The 15,202-nt window shown below is 62.9% G+C and carries 12 protein-coding genes; 4 read left to right on the forward strand and 8 right to left on the reverse strand.

Annotated elements, in window-relative coordinates:
- Positions 1 to 42: 42 nt before the first annotated feature.
- The 4 genes from MOD31_RS05880 to MOD31_RS05895 are packed head-to-tail and all read right to left on the reverse strand — an operon-like array spanning position 43 to position 6,324.
- Complete coding sequence (locus MOD31_RS05880; RefSeq protein ID WP_250820104.1) at positions 43 to 3,129, reverse strand: glycoside hydrolase family 2 TIM barrel-domain containing protein; 3,087 nt, start codon at positions 3,127 to 3,129, stop codon at positions 43 to 45.
- Positions 3,129 to 4,043 carry a carbohydrate ABC transporter permease gene (locus MOD31_RS05885; RefSeq protein WP_142938300.1) on the reverse strand — a complete coding sequence of 305 codons (915 nt, stop codon included), beginning with the start codon at positions 4,041 to 4,043 and terminating at the stop codon, positions 3,129 to 3,131. Before MOD31_RS05885 ends, MOD31_RS05880 begins: the two co-directional genes overlap by 1 nt.
- Positions 4,040 to 4,993: a carbohydrate ABC transporter permease gene (locus MOD31_RS05890; RefSeq protein ID WP_223940677.1), complete on the reverse strand. Its 954-nt coding sequence runs from the start codon at positions 4,991 to 4,993 to the stop codon at positions 4,040 to 4,042. Before MOD31_RS05890 ends, MOD31_RS05885 begins: the two co-directional genes overlap by 4 nt.
- Complete coding sequence (locus MOD31_RS05895) at positions 4,990 to 6,324, reverse strand: extracellular solute-binding protein (protein WP_250820105.1); 1,335 nt, start codon at positions 6,322 to 6,324, stop codon at positions 4,990 to 4,992. Before MOD31_RS05895 ends, MOD31_RS05890 begins: the two co-directional genes overlap by 4 nt.
- 149 nt (positions 6,325 to 6,473) lie before the next feature.
- Here MOD31_RS05895 and MOD31_RS05900 point away from each other — a divergent pair, with 149 nt between their 5' ends.
- The gene (locus tag MOD31_RS05900; RefSeq protein WP_223940675.1) at positions 6,474 to 7,079 is read left to right on the forward strand and encodes a TetR/AcrR family transcriptional regulator; all 606 of its coding nucleotides are present in this window, start codon (positions 6,474 to 6,476) and stop codon (positions 7,077 to 7,079) included.
- Positions 7,080 to 7,088: 9 nt separating this feature from the next.
- Here MOD31_RS05900 and MOD31_RS05905 read toward each other — a convergent pair whose 3' ends face one another.
- The 4 genes from MOD31_RS05905 to MOD31_RS05920 form a co-directional block, all read right to left on the reverse strand.
- Positions 7,089 to 8,264 carry an acyl-CoA dehydrogenase family protein gene (locus MOD31_RS05905; RefSeq protein WP_250820106.1) on the reverse strand — a complete coding sequence of 392 codons (1,176 nt, stop codon included), beginning with the start codon at positions 8,262 to 8,264 and terminating at the stop codon, positions 7,089 to 7,091.
- Between the two features lie 133 nt (positions 8,265 to 8,397).
- Complete coding sequence (locus MOD31_RS05910; protein ID WP_223940673.1) at positions 8,398 to 9,924, reverse strand: APC family permease; 1,527 nt, start codon at positions 9,922 to 9,924, stop codon at positions 8,398 to 8,400.
- Positions 9,921 to 11,126 (reverse strand): glutathionylspermidine synthase family protein, encoded by a 1,206-nt coding sequence (locus MOD31_RS05915; protein ID WP_166839854.1) that lies wholly within the window; start codon positions 11,124 to 11,126, stop codon positions 9,921 to 9,923. Before MOD31_RS05915 ends, MOD31_RS05910 begins: the two co-directional genes overlap by 4 nt.
- Before the next feature lie 2 nt (positions 11,127 to 11,128).
- Positions 11,129 to 11,827, reverse strand: a complete 699-nt coding sequence (locus tag MOD31_RS05920; protein ID WP_142938307.1) for a Tat pathway signal protein — start codon at positions 11,825 to 11,827, stop codon at positions 11,129 to 11,131.
- Between the two features lie 152 nt (positions 11,828 to 11,979).
- On the opposite strand from MOD31_RS05920, the gene MOD31_RS05925 reads away from it, so the two are divergent.
- The 3 genes from MOD31_RS05925 to MOD31_RS05935 are packed head-to-tail and all read left to right on the forward strand — an operon-like array spanning position 11,980 to position 14,860.
- The gene (locus tag MOD31_RS05925; protein WP_250820107.1) at positions 11,980 to 13,500 is read left to right on the forward strand and encodes an ATP-binding protein; all 1,521 of its coding nucleotides are present in this window, start codon (positions 11,980 to 11,982) and stop codon (positions 13,498 to 13,500) included.
- The gene (locus MOD31_RS05930) at positions 13,497 to 14,171 is read left to right on the forward strand and encodes a response regulator (RefSeq protein WP_166839860.1); all 675 of its coding nucleotides are present in this window, start codon (positions 13,497 to 13,499) and stop codon (positions 14,169 to 14,171) included. The genes MOD31_RS05925 and MOD31_RS05930 overlap by 4 nt, the downstream gene beginning before the upstream one ends.
- Positions 14,172 to 14,203: 32 nt before the next feature.
- Complete coding sequence (locus MOD31_RS05935; RefSeq protein WP_142938310.1) at positions 14,204 to 14,860, forward strand: MOSC domain-containing protein; 657 nt, start codon at positions 14,204 to 14,206, stop codon at positions 14,858 to 14,860.
- Positions 14,861 to 15,202 lie beyond the last annotated feature (342 nt).

The raw sequence follows: 15,202 nt of genomic DNA on the forward strand, positions 1-15,202 counted from the left end.
CGTGCCCGGAAGCATGCAGAGCGGGCCCCGCAACGGGGGGATCTAGCCCGCTTCAGTGATCCGGAACGTCAGCGTCCGTGCTTCCGGACGCAGCGCGTGGTCCGGCCAGACGTCCGGACCGCACGCCCTGGACCCGAGCCCATGCTGGGCGGCATCGAGGTACAAGTAGCTGCCCTTGCTTGCCGGCAACTCGTGCGGGTGGGCTGCGGCAGAAATCTCCTGCGCCGTGTGCCGTGAGAGCGTGAAACCGGGCAGGCGCCCACGGGAATCAGGGATAGCGCTGAACCCCAGCCAGTGTTCTCCGGAGTTCTGCAGGTCCAGCGTGCGAACCGCACTCCGGTGTCCCGCTTCCTGCGGTTTGGCGTAGCTCACCGAAAGCTCGTCGATGCCCGCCGAGTAGCGGCCCACAAGCGTTGCATGCATGCTGTCCGGGTATGACTCACGGGGGCCGGCGCCGAACCACGACGCGCCATCCACTGATCCGGGCAGGTCAAAGCGGACCCCCACCCTCGGCCAGATAATGTCCCACCCCGAGCTGGGAACAATGTCCAGACGGAGCCACAGCTCGCCATCGGACAGCTGCCAGTTCTCCTCCACAGAGACCCAATGTGCGGCATCGGCTGCAGCGTAGCGGGTACGGACGGAGACGTCCGATCCGCTGGCCGAGACCTTCTCCACCCTGGCCGTCAACCGGTCAAGACCGGCGGCACGCCAGATGCTCTCGGATGACGGTGCGGCAACACCGTCGCCGTTGTTGAGCCACGGATCGGCGAGGTCGTAGCTGCCCCGGCCGGCGCCGGCGTCGTTATCGGTGGGAGCCCGCCACAATTCCAGGCGCGGCCCGGCCACCGGCAGTCCGGCCAGCGAGACCAGCCGGCCGTTTTCAAAGACCCCGGGCCCCAGCGCAACCGTACCCGCCACTCCGTGGACGGCACGGTTGGACGAAGAGTGAGGGCGCGGGATGCTCAGACGCGGCGCAGCGTCTGAGAGTTGGAGCTGCGCAGCGGAGATCACGTGCCCGGCCTCGGCCCACGCTGTGTCCTTGCGAAGGACCGACTCCACAGTCAGCCAGCACTCTCCCGAGTCCATGGATGCGAACTCCGGCAACTCAATCAGCGCCGAATTCCCCGCGGGGAGGGGGACGCCGGCCGAGGTGACGACGTCGAGCTCACCGGACGCGGTCACCTCGCCGTCCACTTCGGTGCGCCAGCGCAGGACGACGTCGGACGCATCAGCGGTGTGCCGCAGGTTGGCGACGGAGACGGAACGGCGCGTGCCGCCGTCGTGCGTTTCCGTGCTGAAACCCAAGCGCAGGGGCGCGACGATCTGTTTGTACTCAAAGAGTCCAGGGCTGGGTGTGGAGTCGGAAAGGACCATGCCGTCCATCACAAAGTTGCCGTCGTGGACCACTTCGCCGAAGTCCCCGCCGTAGGCAAAGAACTCGGTGCCGTTGGCGTCCGTGGTGCGGATACCGTGGTCCCGCCATTCCCAGACAAAGCCGCCATGCAGCCGCGGGTAGCGGTCCACCAGGTCCTCGTACTGGTCGATTGCGCCGGGTCCGTTGCCCATGGCATGGACGTATTCGCAGAGAATGAACGGTTTGGTGCGCTGGCGTGCGGACTCCGCCGCGGAACATCCCAGGAGCAGCGAGCCGGAATCGTCCCGGCCGATCGCTTCGGTTTCCGGCACGGAGGAGTACATCCGGGAATAGACGTCGGTATAAGCGCCGGTGTAGTCGCCTTCGTAGTGGACGGGGCGGCCAGTGTCCCGGGCATGCGTCCATGCGGACATCGCGGCCAGGTTGGAGCCGCTGCCCGACTCGTTGCCCAGGGACCACATGACGATCGAGGGGTGGTTCTTGTCCCGCTCCACGGTCCGTTCCATGCGGTCCAGGTACGCTTCACGCCACGCGGGATCATCGCTGGGGTTACCCACCCAGCCGTGCCGTTCAAAGCCGTGGGTTTCAAGATCGCATTCGAGGATCACCCAGAAGCCCATCTCGTCCGCGATGTCCAACAGGCGGGGATGCGGCGGGTAGTGGCTGGTGCGGATGGCGTTGACGTTGAACTTCTTCATCAAGGCAAGGTCCTGGCGGGCAAAGTCCTCGTCAAACACGCGGCCGCGGTCAGGGTGGGTCTCATGCCTGTTGACGCCATGGAACACCACGCGCTTGCCGTTCACCAGGAACCGGTCGCCCTTGATCTCCACGGTCCGGAATCCCAGGCGCAGCGAAATGGTTTCCCCATCGCTGGACACGGTGGCGTTGTAGAGGCGCGGAACCTCTGCGGACCAGGGCTCGACGGCGGCAATTGCCACCGGGGTGACGTCGGCAGGGGAGTTCCAGACGACGTCGACGTCCAGCTCGGGTACGGACAGCCGCACCGGGTAGGCGGCGTTGTCAGCCGTGATTTCGGGGTCGATGACGCCCGCGTTGTTGGCATAAGACGTGCGCAGCCAGACGTCGTCGATGCCCTTCGCAGAGCGGGCCTGGAGGGTGACATCGCGGAAGATGCCCGGCATCCACCACTGGTCCTGGTCCTCCACGTAGCTGGACGCAGACCATTGATGGACCCGCACAGCCAGGACGTTCTGTCCGGGGCGTGCTGCCTCGGTGACGTCGAATTCCTGGGCGAGCCGGCTGCCGGTACCCACCCCGATCTCGCTGCCATTGAGCCACACCTTGTAACGGGATTCGACGCCGTCGAACCTCAGAACAAGGCGTTCGGCGTCCTTCCAGTCGGCGGGCACTTCGAAGCTTCGGCGGTAATCCCCGGTGGGGTTCTCATCCGGGACATGGGGTGCATCGGTAGGGAACGGAAACTGGACGTTGGTGTAGATGGGCCGTCCATAACGGCCATCGCCTTCCAGGACCCAGTGCGCGGGAACCGGGATCTGGTCCCAGGTGGAGTCATCCAGGGCTTCCTCGGCGACGCCTTCAGTGGGTTCGCCGGCGGGGAGGACACCCCGGCCGCCCGGGGTTCCGGGAGCCCCCGGGAGAAGCCGGAAACGCCACGTCCCGTTCAGGGAGATGGTGGGTGCGTCGGTGTGCAGCCAGGAACGGGCAGGGAGTCTCTTGCCGGATCCCGGACCGGTGTCAGTGATGTAGCTGGCGTCCAATGACGTGGTCATTACTTAACGGCTCCTTCTGTCAGTCCGCCGCGCCAGAAGCGCTGCAGGACAACCATGGCGATGCTGAGAGGAATGATGGAAAGCAGCACCCCGCCCGTGGTCAGTTCATAGAATTCGGGCAAACGGTCAACCTGGCTCAACCAGTTGTTCAGGCCCAGCGTGATGGGGTAAAGCTCGGAATCGGACAGCATGACCAAAGGCAGGAAGTAGTTGTTCCAGATGCCCACCAGTTGGAACAGGAACACGGTGACCAAGGCCGGCGTCAGTACCTTGAGCCCAATGGTGTGGAAGATGCGGAGCTCGCCCGCGCCGTCGATCCGTGCGGCCTCAATCAGCGAGGTATCCACTGTGGCTTGGGCGTAGATCCGGCAGAGGAACAGGCCGAATGGTGAAACCAGGGAGGGCAGCAGGACGCTCCAGTACGTGTTGGCCAGGCCCATCTGGCTGAACAGCAGGAAGAGCGGCAGGGCAGTGGCAGTACCCGGAACGAGGACGCCGCCAAGGATGGTGCCGAACACCAGGTTGCGTCCCTTGAACTGGTACTTGGCCAAGGCATAGCCGCCTGCTGCGGCAAAGTATGTGGCCAGGAGCGCGCCGACACCTGCGTAGATGGCCGAGTTCAGGAACCAGCGGCCAAAAATGCCGTTGTCGTAGCTGACCACACGGCCGATGTTTTCCCACAGAGAGAAAGTGGGCGCGAACCAGAAGCCATTGGTGGAGAAGAGGTCTTCCGTGGATTTTGTGGAGGCCACGAACACCCAATACACGGGAATCAGGAAGTACAAGGCCACCACCACCAAAAGTGCGGTGACAATGATGGTGGATGACCGCCGTCGTCCGGCCGAACGGTCCGGACCCGCCGATGTCTTGCTGCGGATGGCGGGAGTGGCGGGCTTCGTTGCTGTGGAGGTCATGAGGACTTCCTGTTCGTCAGTGCGAGGAAAGCGAAGGAAAGGGCGAATGCGGCCACGGCGATGATGACCGACTGGGCTGCAGCGACGTTGTAGTCGTTGTAGGCGAACGCGGTGGTGTACGCGCTGAGATTGGGCGTGTATTGGCTGTCGATGGCCGGAGCAACGGTCTTGAGGACCTGCGCTTCAGCGAACAGTTGCAGCGTTCCGATGATGGAAAACACCGTGGTGAGCATCAGTGCGGGGCGGATCAAGGGGAGTTGGATGCTCCGGGCAACACGCCACGTGGAAGCGCCGTCCACCTTGGCTGCCTCGTAGAGTTCCACCGGGATGGCCTTGAGCTGCGCCACGATGATCAGCATGTTGTAGCCCGTGTAGCTCCACGTGACGATGTTGGCAATGGACCACAGGACGCTGTTGGCGCCCAGGAAATCGGGAGTCAAGCCAACGATCTTGGCTGCGTCAAACAGCGGGCTGAGCCCGGGCACGTACAGGAAGGACCAGAGGATGGTGGCGATGACGCCCGGTACACCGTAGGGGAGGAAGTAGGCGGCACGGAAGAAGCCAGGCCACTTTGCCGATGCTGACTCGAGCATGAGAGCCAACGCCGTGCACAGGACGATCATCACGGGAACCTGGACGATACCAAAGAGCAGCATTCGGCCAATGGACGCCACAAAGCTGCCGTCGGCCAGAGCCTGGGCGTAATTGCTGAAGCCGGCGAACTCACTGGTCACGCCGGCTTCACCGAAGAGCCCGCTGCGGGTCACCTTGGTAAAGCTGGACATGATGGCCACAACAATGGGCAGCAGGAAGGTGAGGACAAAGAGCCCCAGGAACGGAGCCAGCAGAAGCCAAGGGGCGCGTGCAGCAGCGCCGGCCCGCTTGCCCGGACGGTTTGGTGCCGTGGCGGCGGGGCGCTGCACTGTAGATGCGGTGCGGGTGGTGGTCATGCCGTTTCCTTCCGAATGCTGAGGCCCTTGTTCTTGAAAACGGTGATGATCTGCTGCTCGGAAGCTGCGATTGAATCGACCAATGAGGTACCGAAAGCCTTTTTGCGGAAGCCGTCGCTGAGGATGTTGAACGACTGCTGGGTCACCGGCCACCAGGACCAGTCCGGGTTCTGCTGTTGGGCGGCGGGAACAAAGACTTCCTCGTTATAGCGTTGGCCACCGAAGAACGCCGAGGGCTGCTGCCGATCCGTGCCAATAAAGTCGGGGTTGGGTGACCAGCCGATGCCGCTGTGCTTGATCTCGGCGTCGATTCCCTCTTTGGACGTGGTCAGCCACACCGCAAACTCGAGTGCTTCCTTGGGGTGTTTGCTGTTGGCCAACACCGCCGCCGTAGAGCCACCCAGGTAGCTGGAGCCAAAGCCGGTGTCGCCCCACGTGGGCATCGGCGCGACGCGCCACTTACCTTCGGAGCCACTGACGCCCTGCACCAAAGCATCGCCCCAGCTGCCGGTGACGGTGGAGGCAATGCCACCCTTGCCGGCGGCCGCAAACCAACCCGGGGAGAAGGCGCCGTACGCGGTGGTGACGAGGTCGTCGTCGATCGCTTTGTCGAAGAAACGCGCGGTGTTGAGCGTGGCGTCGTCGGTCATGTTGATGACCCAGCCATCCTCTTCCGGTCGCAGCCACTGGGCGCCGGCCTGCCCCGCGAAGGACGCGAAGGGAGAGGCATCGCTGATGGGGAAGCAGTCCAAGTAACTGTCCACGGAGCGAAGTTCGGCGGCTAAGGCAGCCCACTCGTCCCAGGTCTTCGGGGCGCTGCCCCCCACCTTGTCCAGGATGGCGGGCTGGTAGAACATGCCCATAGGGCCGGCGTCCTGGGGGATGCCGTAAACGCCCCCGGTGTAGCTGACTTGCTTCCACAGGGTGGGGTCGTACAAGTGTTCGTGGTCCTTGGCGCCATAGCGGTTCAGATCAACCAGTCCGTTCACCAGCATGAACTCCGGGATGGACCGTAGTTCCACCTGAGCCAGGTCAGGTCCGCCGCCAGCGGCCAGGGCTGAGTACAGCTTCTGGTACCCGCCTGCGTTGCCGCCCGGGATCCACACCACATCCACTTGGATGTTGGGATTGGACGCATTCCAGACATCAGCGACGTTTTGGAAGTCCTTAAGCCAAGCCCAGTAGGTCAGCCGCACGGGCTCCCCGGCGGCGGGGATGGTTGGTGCGGCGTTGACGGACTGCGTTCCTGGAGTAGCGCACCCGCTCAGCAAGCCCATGGCTGCTGTTCCCAGGCCTGCGCCCAGGAGTTGTCTTCGCGTGAATCGGGTCACGAGCCTTCACCTCTTCGTGTCAGGTTGACGATGACGCGGCTGGGAATTCCTTCAGTCCGCCGCGGCAAGTGTGACTACGGTAACAGAAAATTCGAGTAGTCACTCGAATTTCATTTTTGAGTCGAAACACACATGTACACTGGCTAGCCATGACCACAAAGGACGTGGGCCGAGCAGCGCGGCGGGGCCCCTACGCAAAATCCGAAGAACGGCGCCGGACCATTCTTGATGCCGCCCATGAGGTGTTCGCTGCCCACGGCTACCGGGGCGGGTCACTGCAGGACGTTGCCGACCGGGTGGGGCTGAGCCAAACCAGCCTGCTGCACTATTTCCCGTCCAAGCGTGATCTCCTGATGGCAGTCCTGGAGCGACGCGACGAAATCACCGGCGATGCCTTCCCTGATGACATGGAAGAGGGCCTGGTCGATTCAGTACTCCGGACGGCGCTGTTCAACGAGAACATTCCGGGCCTGGTTGAGCTGTACACCATTCTGTGCGCGGAGTCCGTTACCGATTCGCATCCAGGGCGCGTTTACTTCACCGAGCGCTTCGATCGGCTGAGGAAAAGCTATGCACGGCGCTTCGCCGAGCTGGCTGCAGAAGGCAGGTTGAGGGCCGGCGTCGATCCTGATGAAGCTGCAATGTCCTTGGTTGCACTGTGGGACGGGCTCCAAACACAGTGGCTGCTGGCCCCCGACGACGTAGACGTGGTCAAGGGGCTCCGCGGCTACTTCAATCTGCTGGTCCTCCCTTAGTTGGGGGGGCTAGCCACGGAAAGCTCCGATGCCCGTGATGTGCTGACCCAGGATCAGGGTGTGGACCTCATCCGTTCCCTCATAGGTCCGCACCGACTCCAGGTTGTTGGCGTGCCGCAGCGGTGAGTAGTCCAAGGTGACGCCGTTGCCGCCCAGGATCGTCCGAGCCTCCCGGGCGATCTTGATGGCCTCGCGGACGTTATTCAGCTTGCCCAAAGAAATCTGCTGGGGCTGAAGATGGCCGGTGTCCTTCAAGCGGCCCAAATGAAGGGCCAGCATGGTGCCCTTCTGGATTTCCACCAGCATGTTCACAAGTTTCTCCTGCGTCAGCTGGTAGCCCGCCAGCGGCCGACCAAACTGGAGGCGATTGCCGGCATAATCCAACGCAGCTTCGTAGCAGTCCCGGGCCGCTCCCATTGCACCCCATGCGATCCCGTATCGCGCCTCATTCAGGCATGAAAATGGTCCCCGAAGTCCCGAGGCACCCGGGAGGATGGCTTCAGAACCCAGCCTCACGCCGTCGAACTTTACATCGCACTGAATGGAAGCGCGCATGGAGAGCTTCGGCTCAATCGGCGTAGCGCTCACACCGGAGGTCCCGGCGGGAACCAGGAACCCTCGGATGCCGTCTTCAGTGTTCGCCCATACCACCATGACGTCTGCAATGGTCGCGAGGCCGATCCAGCGTTTGGCACCATCCAGGACCCAACCGTCGGCTGTTTGGCGGGCAAAAGTTGTCATGGATGACGGATCAGACCCCGCCGTCGGCTCGGTCAGCGCGAAACAGCCGATCAGCTCCCCGGCGGCCATTCGAGGAAGCCATTGCTCTTTCTGTTCCTCCGAGCCCCACTTATGGATGGCCGTCATGGCAAGGGAGCCCTGGACCGAGACGAACGTGCGGATCCCCGAATCGCCGGCCTCAAGTTCCATCGCGGCGAGGCCATATTCGACGGCGGTCCGGCCGGGGCAGCCGTAACCGTCCAGGTGCATTCCCAGAACACCGAGCTCACCCAGCTCCGTTGCGATCCCGCGGGGGAAATGAGCGTCCTCGTACCAGCGTGCGATGTTGGGGCGGATCCGCTGTGCGGTGAAGTCGCGGACCCGCTCGCGGAGGGCCAGCTCGTCTGCCGTCAGCAGGGAATCGAGGGCAAGGACGTCGGAGGTGTTCGTCGTTGAATCGCTCATTCCAGCATCTTAAGCGGCCAACGCTGCGTTCCTCCCCGGTTAGTTCCCCGGTTCACCGAAAGAAGGGCCGGAAACGCCCGTGTCACAGGGTGTTTCCGGCCCTTTCGGGAGACTAACTGGGGAGGAACGCAGCCTACTCGCCGCGGACCACACCCACCTCGGCGCGCTCACCGGTGAAGTAACCCCGGGTGGAGGGTGCGAAGCGGCAGACGACCGCCAACACAACGCCTAGGGCCAACAACAGTACGCCGCTGACGAACGCCCCGCCAATGCCGAAGATCTGTGTGTCCCCATAAGCCGGATCCCACATCTGGACTGCGGAGATGAAGAAAGCCGCAGCAAGAGATAGTGCACCAAGGAACGGCAGGATGCCGCGGAACCACAGGTTCCTGGCCGAATCCCGGAGCGTGGAGCGGAAGAACCATACACAGGAGAAACCAGTCAGCGAATAATAAAACGCAATGAACAAACTGATAGCACTGATGGAGTCCGAGAGCAGGTTTTCACTCAGGAAGCTCATGGCAACGTAGTACACCACAGCCACCGCACCCATCACCTGAGTGGAGAAGCCCGGAGTCATGAAGCGCTCGTGGACCTTGCCGAACCGGGGAGGAAGCGCGCCGTGGACACCCATGGACAGGGTTCCGCGGGCGGTGGGCAGGATGGTGGTCTGCGTGGAGGACAGGACTGAGGCAAGCACAGCCACAATGATCAGCCAGCCCCAAGGACCCAGCACAACGTCTTTCATGGCCAGGAAGACGTCGTCCTGGTTTGCCTCGTTGCCCAGTCCGATGCCGTCGGTACCGATCGTGGCGTACATCATCACCAGGAGGGCCACGGAAACGTAAATCGCCAGAAGGACTGTGGCGGAGAGAACGGCGCCACGGCCGGGGGTCTTGGCAGGGTTTTCCGTCTCCTCATTCAGCGCCAGGCACGTGTCCCAGCCCCAATAAATGAACAAAGCCAGCAGGACACCATGAACCACGGCGCCGGGATCTGCAAAGGCGCCGGCAGGATTGAACCACTCAAAGTCGAAGGCCTGCCCTTCAGGCGCACCGCCTGCGATCCGGAAAACAATGGCCACCGCAAAGATGCCCAGCGAAATGTACTGAATGTAGGTCAGGGTGCGCTGGACATGCTCGCCCAAACGGATGCCGCGGTGGTTCACGTACGTCATGAACACAATGAACAGCACACCGGTGGCAGTGACCAGCCAGGTGTTATCGGCCAGTGAACCGTCGCCGATCAGCAGCCACACGTACTTGCCCGCGATTTGCGCCAGGTTGGCCAGCACCACCACACCTGCCAGGGCCACGCCCCAGCCGCCCAGCCAGCCAGCCCACGGACCGAAGGCTTTGCGGGCCCAGAAGAACGTAGTACCGCAATCCGGCATGGCGCTGTTGAGCTCACGGAAAGCGTAGGCAATGAACAGCACGGGGATGAAGCCGAGGATCAGGATCAGGGGAGTGTAGTTGCCGTTGACTGCAACGATGAGTCCCAGCGTTGCCGCAAGCGAGTAGACGGGCGCGGTGGAGGCGAGGCCCAGCATGACGGAGTCGCCCAGGTCCAGGATCCCGGCGTGGAGGCCTTTGGAAGGTACGACGGCGGTGCGGTCGCCGCCCGCTGAGCCGCCACCCGGCGTCGAGGTTTCTGTGCTCATAGTGCAGCTCCGTAGGCAGTAGCAGGGGGCGCGATGGGCGCCGGGGCGTCAATGGTATTGGGGACAAAGCGGCAGAAATAGTCCGTGATGGGTCCGTCTGATTCGCGGATTCCGCAGCCCACGGATTCGCCATCCACTACCCACAGGCCCAGGACAGGATGGTTGCCGTCGAAGTCGGGAAGGGAGTGGTACTGCTGGAAACACCAGCCTTCGCGACCATAACCACCTGGCTGTTGGATTTCGATGCCGGGGGCGTGAATGCGAATGTTGTCGCCCTCGCGTCCATGCAGCGGCTTGGCCACCCATTCCTTGAGAGGACCGGGATCGCCGAGGTAGGCAGGCAGCAGGTTCTCATGATTGGGGTAGAGGTGCCACAGCGCAGCCAGCAGGGCTTTGTTGGACAACAGCATCTTCCACGCCGGCTCAACCCAGCGTGGGTTGTGGGCGCGCTGAAGGAGGCGGTGTCCGAAGGGTTCCTTCATCATCAGTTCCCACGGGTACAGCTTGAACATGGTGCTGATCATGAAGTTGTCCAGGTCCACGAACCGGTTCAGGTTGGGGTCCCAGCCAATATCGGACATATTGATCCCGATGGTGGTCCAACCGCCCTGGCTTGCAACATCCCGCATGTACGCCGCCGTCATCCAGTCCTCGCCGGATTCCTCCGCCTCGGAGTGGGCAACATGCAAGGTGCTCATGCCGGTGCGGAACTGCAGCTTCTTCCACTGACGGATCAGGGCCTCATGGATTCCGTTCCACTGGTCCTTCTCCGGGAAGACGTCCTGCAGCCAGAACCACTGAGCCACGGAAGCCTCGATCAGCCCGGTAGGGGTATCGGCGTTGTACTCCAGCATCTTGGCCGGACCACCCTTGCCGTCATAGATGAAGTCGAAGCGACCGTAAATATCCATGTCGCCGGCCTGCAGCGACTCCCCGGCCAATTCCAGAGCCTGCCGCCCGATGCCGATATCGCCCATGGCCCCGGTGGCGAGGTACTTCGCCGCCTCCAAGCACATGATGTGCATGTCCTCGGCGGTTTTCTCGAGGGTTTCCACCTCGTCTTCGGTGAATTCGTAATAGGCCGATTCGTTCCAGTACTCGATGTTCCGGCCATCGGGCATGGTGGTAGTGGAAAATACCAGGCCCTGTTCTTCGATCTTCTGCTTCCAGTCCGGCCTGGGCTCGGAGGGGAGTCGACGCACGCCTAGCCCCCCGAGCTTCCGCCGCTTTTGGAGCTGCTGCCAAAGCCGCCGCGGCTGACCGTGCCGCCCTTGGTGCTGTACCCCTTGGAAGCCTTGGCGTCCGTGGGCACATTCTTGGTGTAGCTCGGGTAGGAGCTGCGGTTTTGGCCCACGGCAGGCACGCTGGCCCCGCGGGAATAGAAGTACCAGGCGTATACCCCTGAACTGCGGCCCGCCGAACTGCTGTTGTCGCACTGGTTGTCATCAACGCGCTCGCCGGTTTCCTCATTGAAACAGACCTGTGCGTAGTCAGCTTCCTCCTTGTTGCTGGCCACAATCGCAGTGATGGTTCCGGCCAGGAGGGCAGTCACACCCAGACCCACCACCAGGGTGCGGCGATGCGAGCGCTTCTTCTTCTTGGCCGCCTCGGCCTCACCGCGCTCGCGTTCTTTAGCGAAGGGGTCAACCACGGGGAGGGGTTGGCCGGGCTTGGGTGCTCCAGCCCCAGGCTGGGGTGCCCCGGCGGGCTTTTTCCTGCGCTTGCCGGTGCTGCCCTGCGCCGGTTCTTTCTCGACGGGCGTGAACAGCTCAGGGTGGAGCTCGGGCTTGGGTACCTGCCACGGAGGAGGCTTGGGCGGATTGTTGCCCGCCGCAAAGTCGCCGTTGTTGTCCCTGCTGCCGCCGTTGTTGCCGGCTGCGTCAGGGCTGTCATTCGGGCCCATGTATATCCCCCTGGATAGACCGTTGAAGTGTCCGGCGCCACGCCGGACCAGAATACTCAGAGCAAGCCTAGTCCCTGTGCGCCGCGCAGGCACGGGTGACGGCCGTGAATGGGGATAAGTCCCCATGTTTGGAAGCATGTAAGGATGTAGCCATGGCGGGACCTGAAGCAAACAGCAGCGGCGACGACGGCGTGCTGCTGCGGCTCCCGCCGATCCGCGGCATCGGCACCGCCCGGGTGATCACGGGCCTGGTGTTGGCTGTTGTGTTGCCGCCAGGCATTGAACTCATGGTCACGGTCCTCGGATTCCGCAACTTTGCCATGATCATGCTGTTGCAACTGGCAGTAGCTGTTGCGGTGGCGGCCATTGGTGGTTTGTGGCCGGCTGTGGTGGCCGCGGTGCTGGGCAGCTTCCTCCTTAACTACTTCTCAGCGGACCCGGTGGGGTCCCTCTCCATCGCCGATCCCACCACCTTGTTTACATTGGTGGTTTTCCTTGCGGTGGCCTGTGGGGTTGCCCTCGCGGTGGGCCTTGCCAGCCGCAGGGCGCAGGAGGCAGCCCGCTCAGGTGCAGAGGCTACGGCCTTGAGCGAGCTGGCCCTACGCATCCTGAGCTCTGATGGGAGCCTGGAGTCCTTCCTTGAGAAAGTCCGCAGCAACCTGGGAATGGAAGCGGTGACGCTACTGGGTTCATCGCAGCAGGGCGCGTCAGCCGGTTCGACGCCGGAGTGGCGAGTCCTGGCGGGTGCCGGCCCGAATCCGCCGGTGACCCATGCCGCCGCAGACCATGCCGCCGTCGTCGATCCCCATTACACGTTGCTGCTGCGCGGCGGACCGTTGTCAGCCCACCAGCAACGGATGCTGGCCGCCTTCGGGGCTTTTGTTGTGGCTGTCCGGGATCGGCAACAGTTGGTGAAAAGCCGGAGGGACAACGTGAGGTTGGCTGAAGGCAACAAGATGCGGACCTCCATCCTGCGCGCCGTCTCCCATGACCTCCGGACTCCTTTGGCCGGGATTAAGCTCGCTGTCAGCAGCCTGCGCCAGGAGGACGTGACATTTCCTCCCGACGTGGAACGCGAGTTGCTGGAGACCATCGAAGAGTACGCCGACCGCTTGGACCATTTGGTGGACAACCTCCTGGACATGTCGCGCATTACGGCTGACGCGGTCAATCCGCTGCTGACGGGCATTGTGTGGGCTGAGGTGTTGCCGCAGGCGCTACGGGGGGTCCCCAGGGAACGGCTGCGCAATGAATTGCCGCCCAATCTTCCCCCGGTGCAGGCCGACGCCGGGATGCTTGAACGGGTGGTGGCCAACATTGTGGAGAACGCCATGAAGTATGCGCCGGAGTCCGATGTGGTCCTCACGGCGCGTGCCGGAGAGGGCATCACCCTGGGGGACCGGCCCGCCAGCGAACTGAGAATCATCGATCACGGCGGGGGAGTGGGGCATAAGGAAGTGGTGGATATATTCCAGCCGTTTCAACGCTTTGGTGATTCCCCATCGCAGTCGCCTGCCGGCGGGATCAGCGCCGGTGGCGGGATCGGATTGGGCCTGGCTGTGGCGAAGGGCTTCAGTGAAGCCATGGGCGGCAGGCTTGCTGCGGAGCCGACGCCGGGCGGTGGCCTGACCATGGTGGTCACGTTGCCGCTGTGGACCGGGGGTGCGCAATGACGCTGGTGCTCATTGTTGAGGATGAAGCCCGTATTGCCCGCGCCATGCAGGTGACCCTCCAAGCGCATGGCTATCAGGCGCTGACCGTCGGCACCGGTGCCGAGGCCTTGCAGGCTGCGGCCAAGCAACCAGTGGAGATTGTGGTGCTGGACCTCGGGTTGCCGGACATGGACGGAGTGGAGATCATTCGTCGCATTCGCGGGTGGAGCAGCATGCCAATCATTGTGCTGTCCGCGCGGCACGCCTCTGAGGACAAGGTAGAAGCGCTCGACGCCGGTGCGGACGACTATGTGACCAAGCCCTTCGGTTTGGATGAGCTGCTTGCGCGGCTTCGGGTCGCCTCGCGCCGGGTTGTTACCGAACATGAGGAACCAACACTGGCCACCACGGACTTCATGGTGGACCTGGCTGGCAAGAAGATCATCAAGGATGGCGCGGAAGTGCGCCTGACACCCACGGAGTGGAACATCCTGGAGCTGCTGGTCCGTAATAAGGGGAAGCTGGTGAGCCAGCAGCAGATCCTCACCCAGGTGTGGGGGCAGGCGTATGCGAAGGAAACGCAGTATTTGCGCGTATATATTGCCCAGCTTCGGCGGAAGTTGGAGCGGGATCCTGCCGAACCCAGGCACCTTCACACGGAAGCGGGCATGGGCTACCGTTTCGATCCTTAATCCTGGCCCCTTGCGTCCGTACACTGTTGTCCATGAACACCGCATCCCTCCTTGCCGTCTGCCGTGTGCACCAGTTGCTGCCCGACCCCGAGGGGAGCGTGGGCGTCACCGGCATGGACAAGCGCCCCGTGGAGGGGCCGGTTAAGGTCCACAGACTCGGACTGCATGGGGATGTGCAGGCAAACCGGGTTGATCACGGCGGGGAGGACCAGGCTCTGTACGCGTATTCGCAGGCTGATGCTGACTATTGGTCAGGTGAGCTGCAGCGGGAGATGCCAGCCGGAATTTTCGGCGAGAACCTGCGCGTCACCGGCATCGAAACCACCGGGGCTGTCATTGGCGAACGTTGGAAGATCGGTTTGGATGTGGAGCTGGAAGTCACCTCACCACGGGTTCCGTGCGCCACCTTCCAACGGGTGATCGGCGAGCCGCAATGGGTGAAGCGTTTCACGCAGGCCGGCCGGGTTGGCACCTACCTTCGGGTGATCAAGACAGGCACCATTTCCGCGGGGGATCACATCCACCGCACTTTCGTCCCCCGGCACGGAATTACCGTGGGTCAGTGGTTTAGTGAGCCCACTCCGGAACTGGTCCAGATCCTGCTCGATGCCGATGCCGACGGCGAGATCCGATTGCAGGAGGACTACCACCCCGTCTTCGAAAAGGTCCTGCGCAGAAACGGACTCTAGGTCCCCACCGTGTGGCCGTAGATCCGGGTGTGAACAAGCTCACCCCGCCCTTGTGCTCCCTCGGGTCGCGCTGATGGGCCTGCGTGCCCTACACTTGAAATATCCCCCACTCCGGAAATCCCTTTATCCTGCCCAATTCTTGAGGCAGGACTGGTAAGTGTTGGGGCCCGCAAATGTGTGTGGGCATTTTCATAGGGAGAGCCGGCTAAAGAAAACGCTGTACAGACTGCTGGGATAGCAGCCAAGAGATGCAGCGGGAAGTCCTGCCATGGGATTGCGATAGCGCCGGACTTCTTGCGACAAACAGGGCACCTTTCCTGTTTCTCGCGACGAGTAATGCGG

This window comes from Paenarthrobacter sp. TYUT067 (genome assembly GCF_023656375.1).
Taxonomy (GTDB): Bacteria; Actinomycetota; Actinomycetes; order Actinomycetales; family Micrococcaceae; genus Arthrobacter.

What these genes read in the sequence shown, in the direction of transcription:
- MOD31_RS05905 (WP_250820106.1), bottom strand. Translation starts at nt 8,264, where the DNA reads ATGAGCGATTCAACGACGAACACCTCCGACGTCCTTGCCCTCGATTCC.
- MOD31_RS05935 (WP_142938310.1), top strand. Translation starts at nt 14,204, where the DNA reads ATGAACACCGCATCCCTCCTTGCCGTCTGCCGTGTGCACCAGTTGCTG.
- MOD31_RS05930 (WP_166839860.1), top strand. Translation starts at nt 13,497, where the DNA reads ATGACGCTGGTGCTCATTGTTGAGGATGAAGCCCGTATTGCCCGCGCC.
- MOD31_RS05910 (WP_223940673.1), bottom strand. Translation starts at nt 9,924, where the DNA reads ATGAGCACAGAAACCTCGACGCCGGGTGGCGGCTCAGCGGGCGGCGAC.
- MOD31_RS05890 (WP_223940677.1), bottom strand. Translation starts at nt 4,993, where the DNA reads ATGACCACCACCCGCACCGCATCTACAGTGCAGCGCCCCGCCGCCACG.
- MOD31_RS05885 (WP_142938300.1), bottom strand. Translation starts at nt 4,043, where the DNA reads ATGACCTCCACAGCAACGAAGCCCGCCACTCCCGCCATCCGCAGCAAG.
- MOD31_RS05920 (WP_142938307.1), bottom strand. Translation starts at nt 11,827, where the DNA reads ATGGGCCCGAATGACAGCCCTGACGCAGCCGGCAACAACGGCGGCAGC.
- MOD31_RS05880 (WP_250820104.1), bottom strand. Translation starts at nt 3,129, where the DNA reads ATGACCACGTCATTGGACGCCAGCTACATCACTGACACCGGTCCGGGA.
- MOD31_RS05925 (WP_250820107.1), top strand. Translation starts at nt 11,980, where the DNA reads ATGGCGGGACCTGAAGCAAACAGCAGCGGCGACGACGGCGTGCTGCTG.
- MOD31_RS05900 (WP_223940675.1), top strand. Translation starts at nt 6,474, where the DNA reads ATGACCACAAAGGACGTGGGCCGAGCAGCGCGGCGGGGCCCCTACGCA.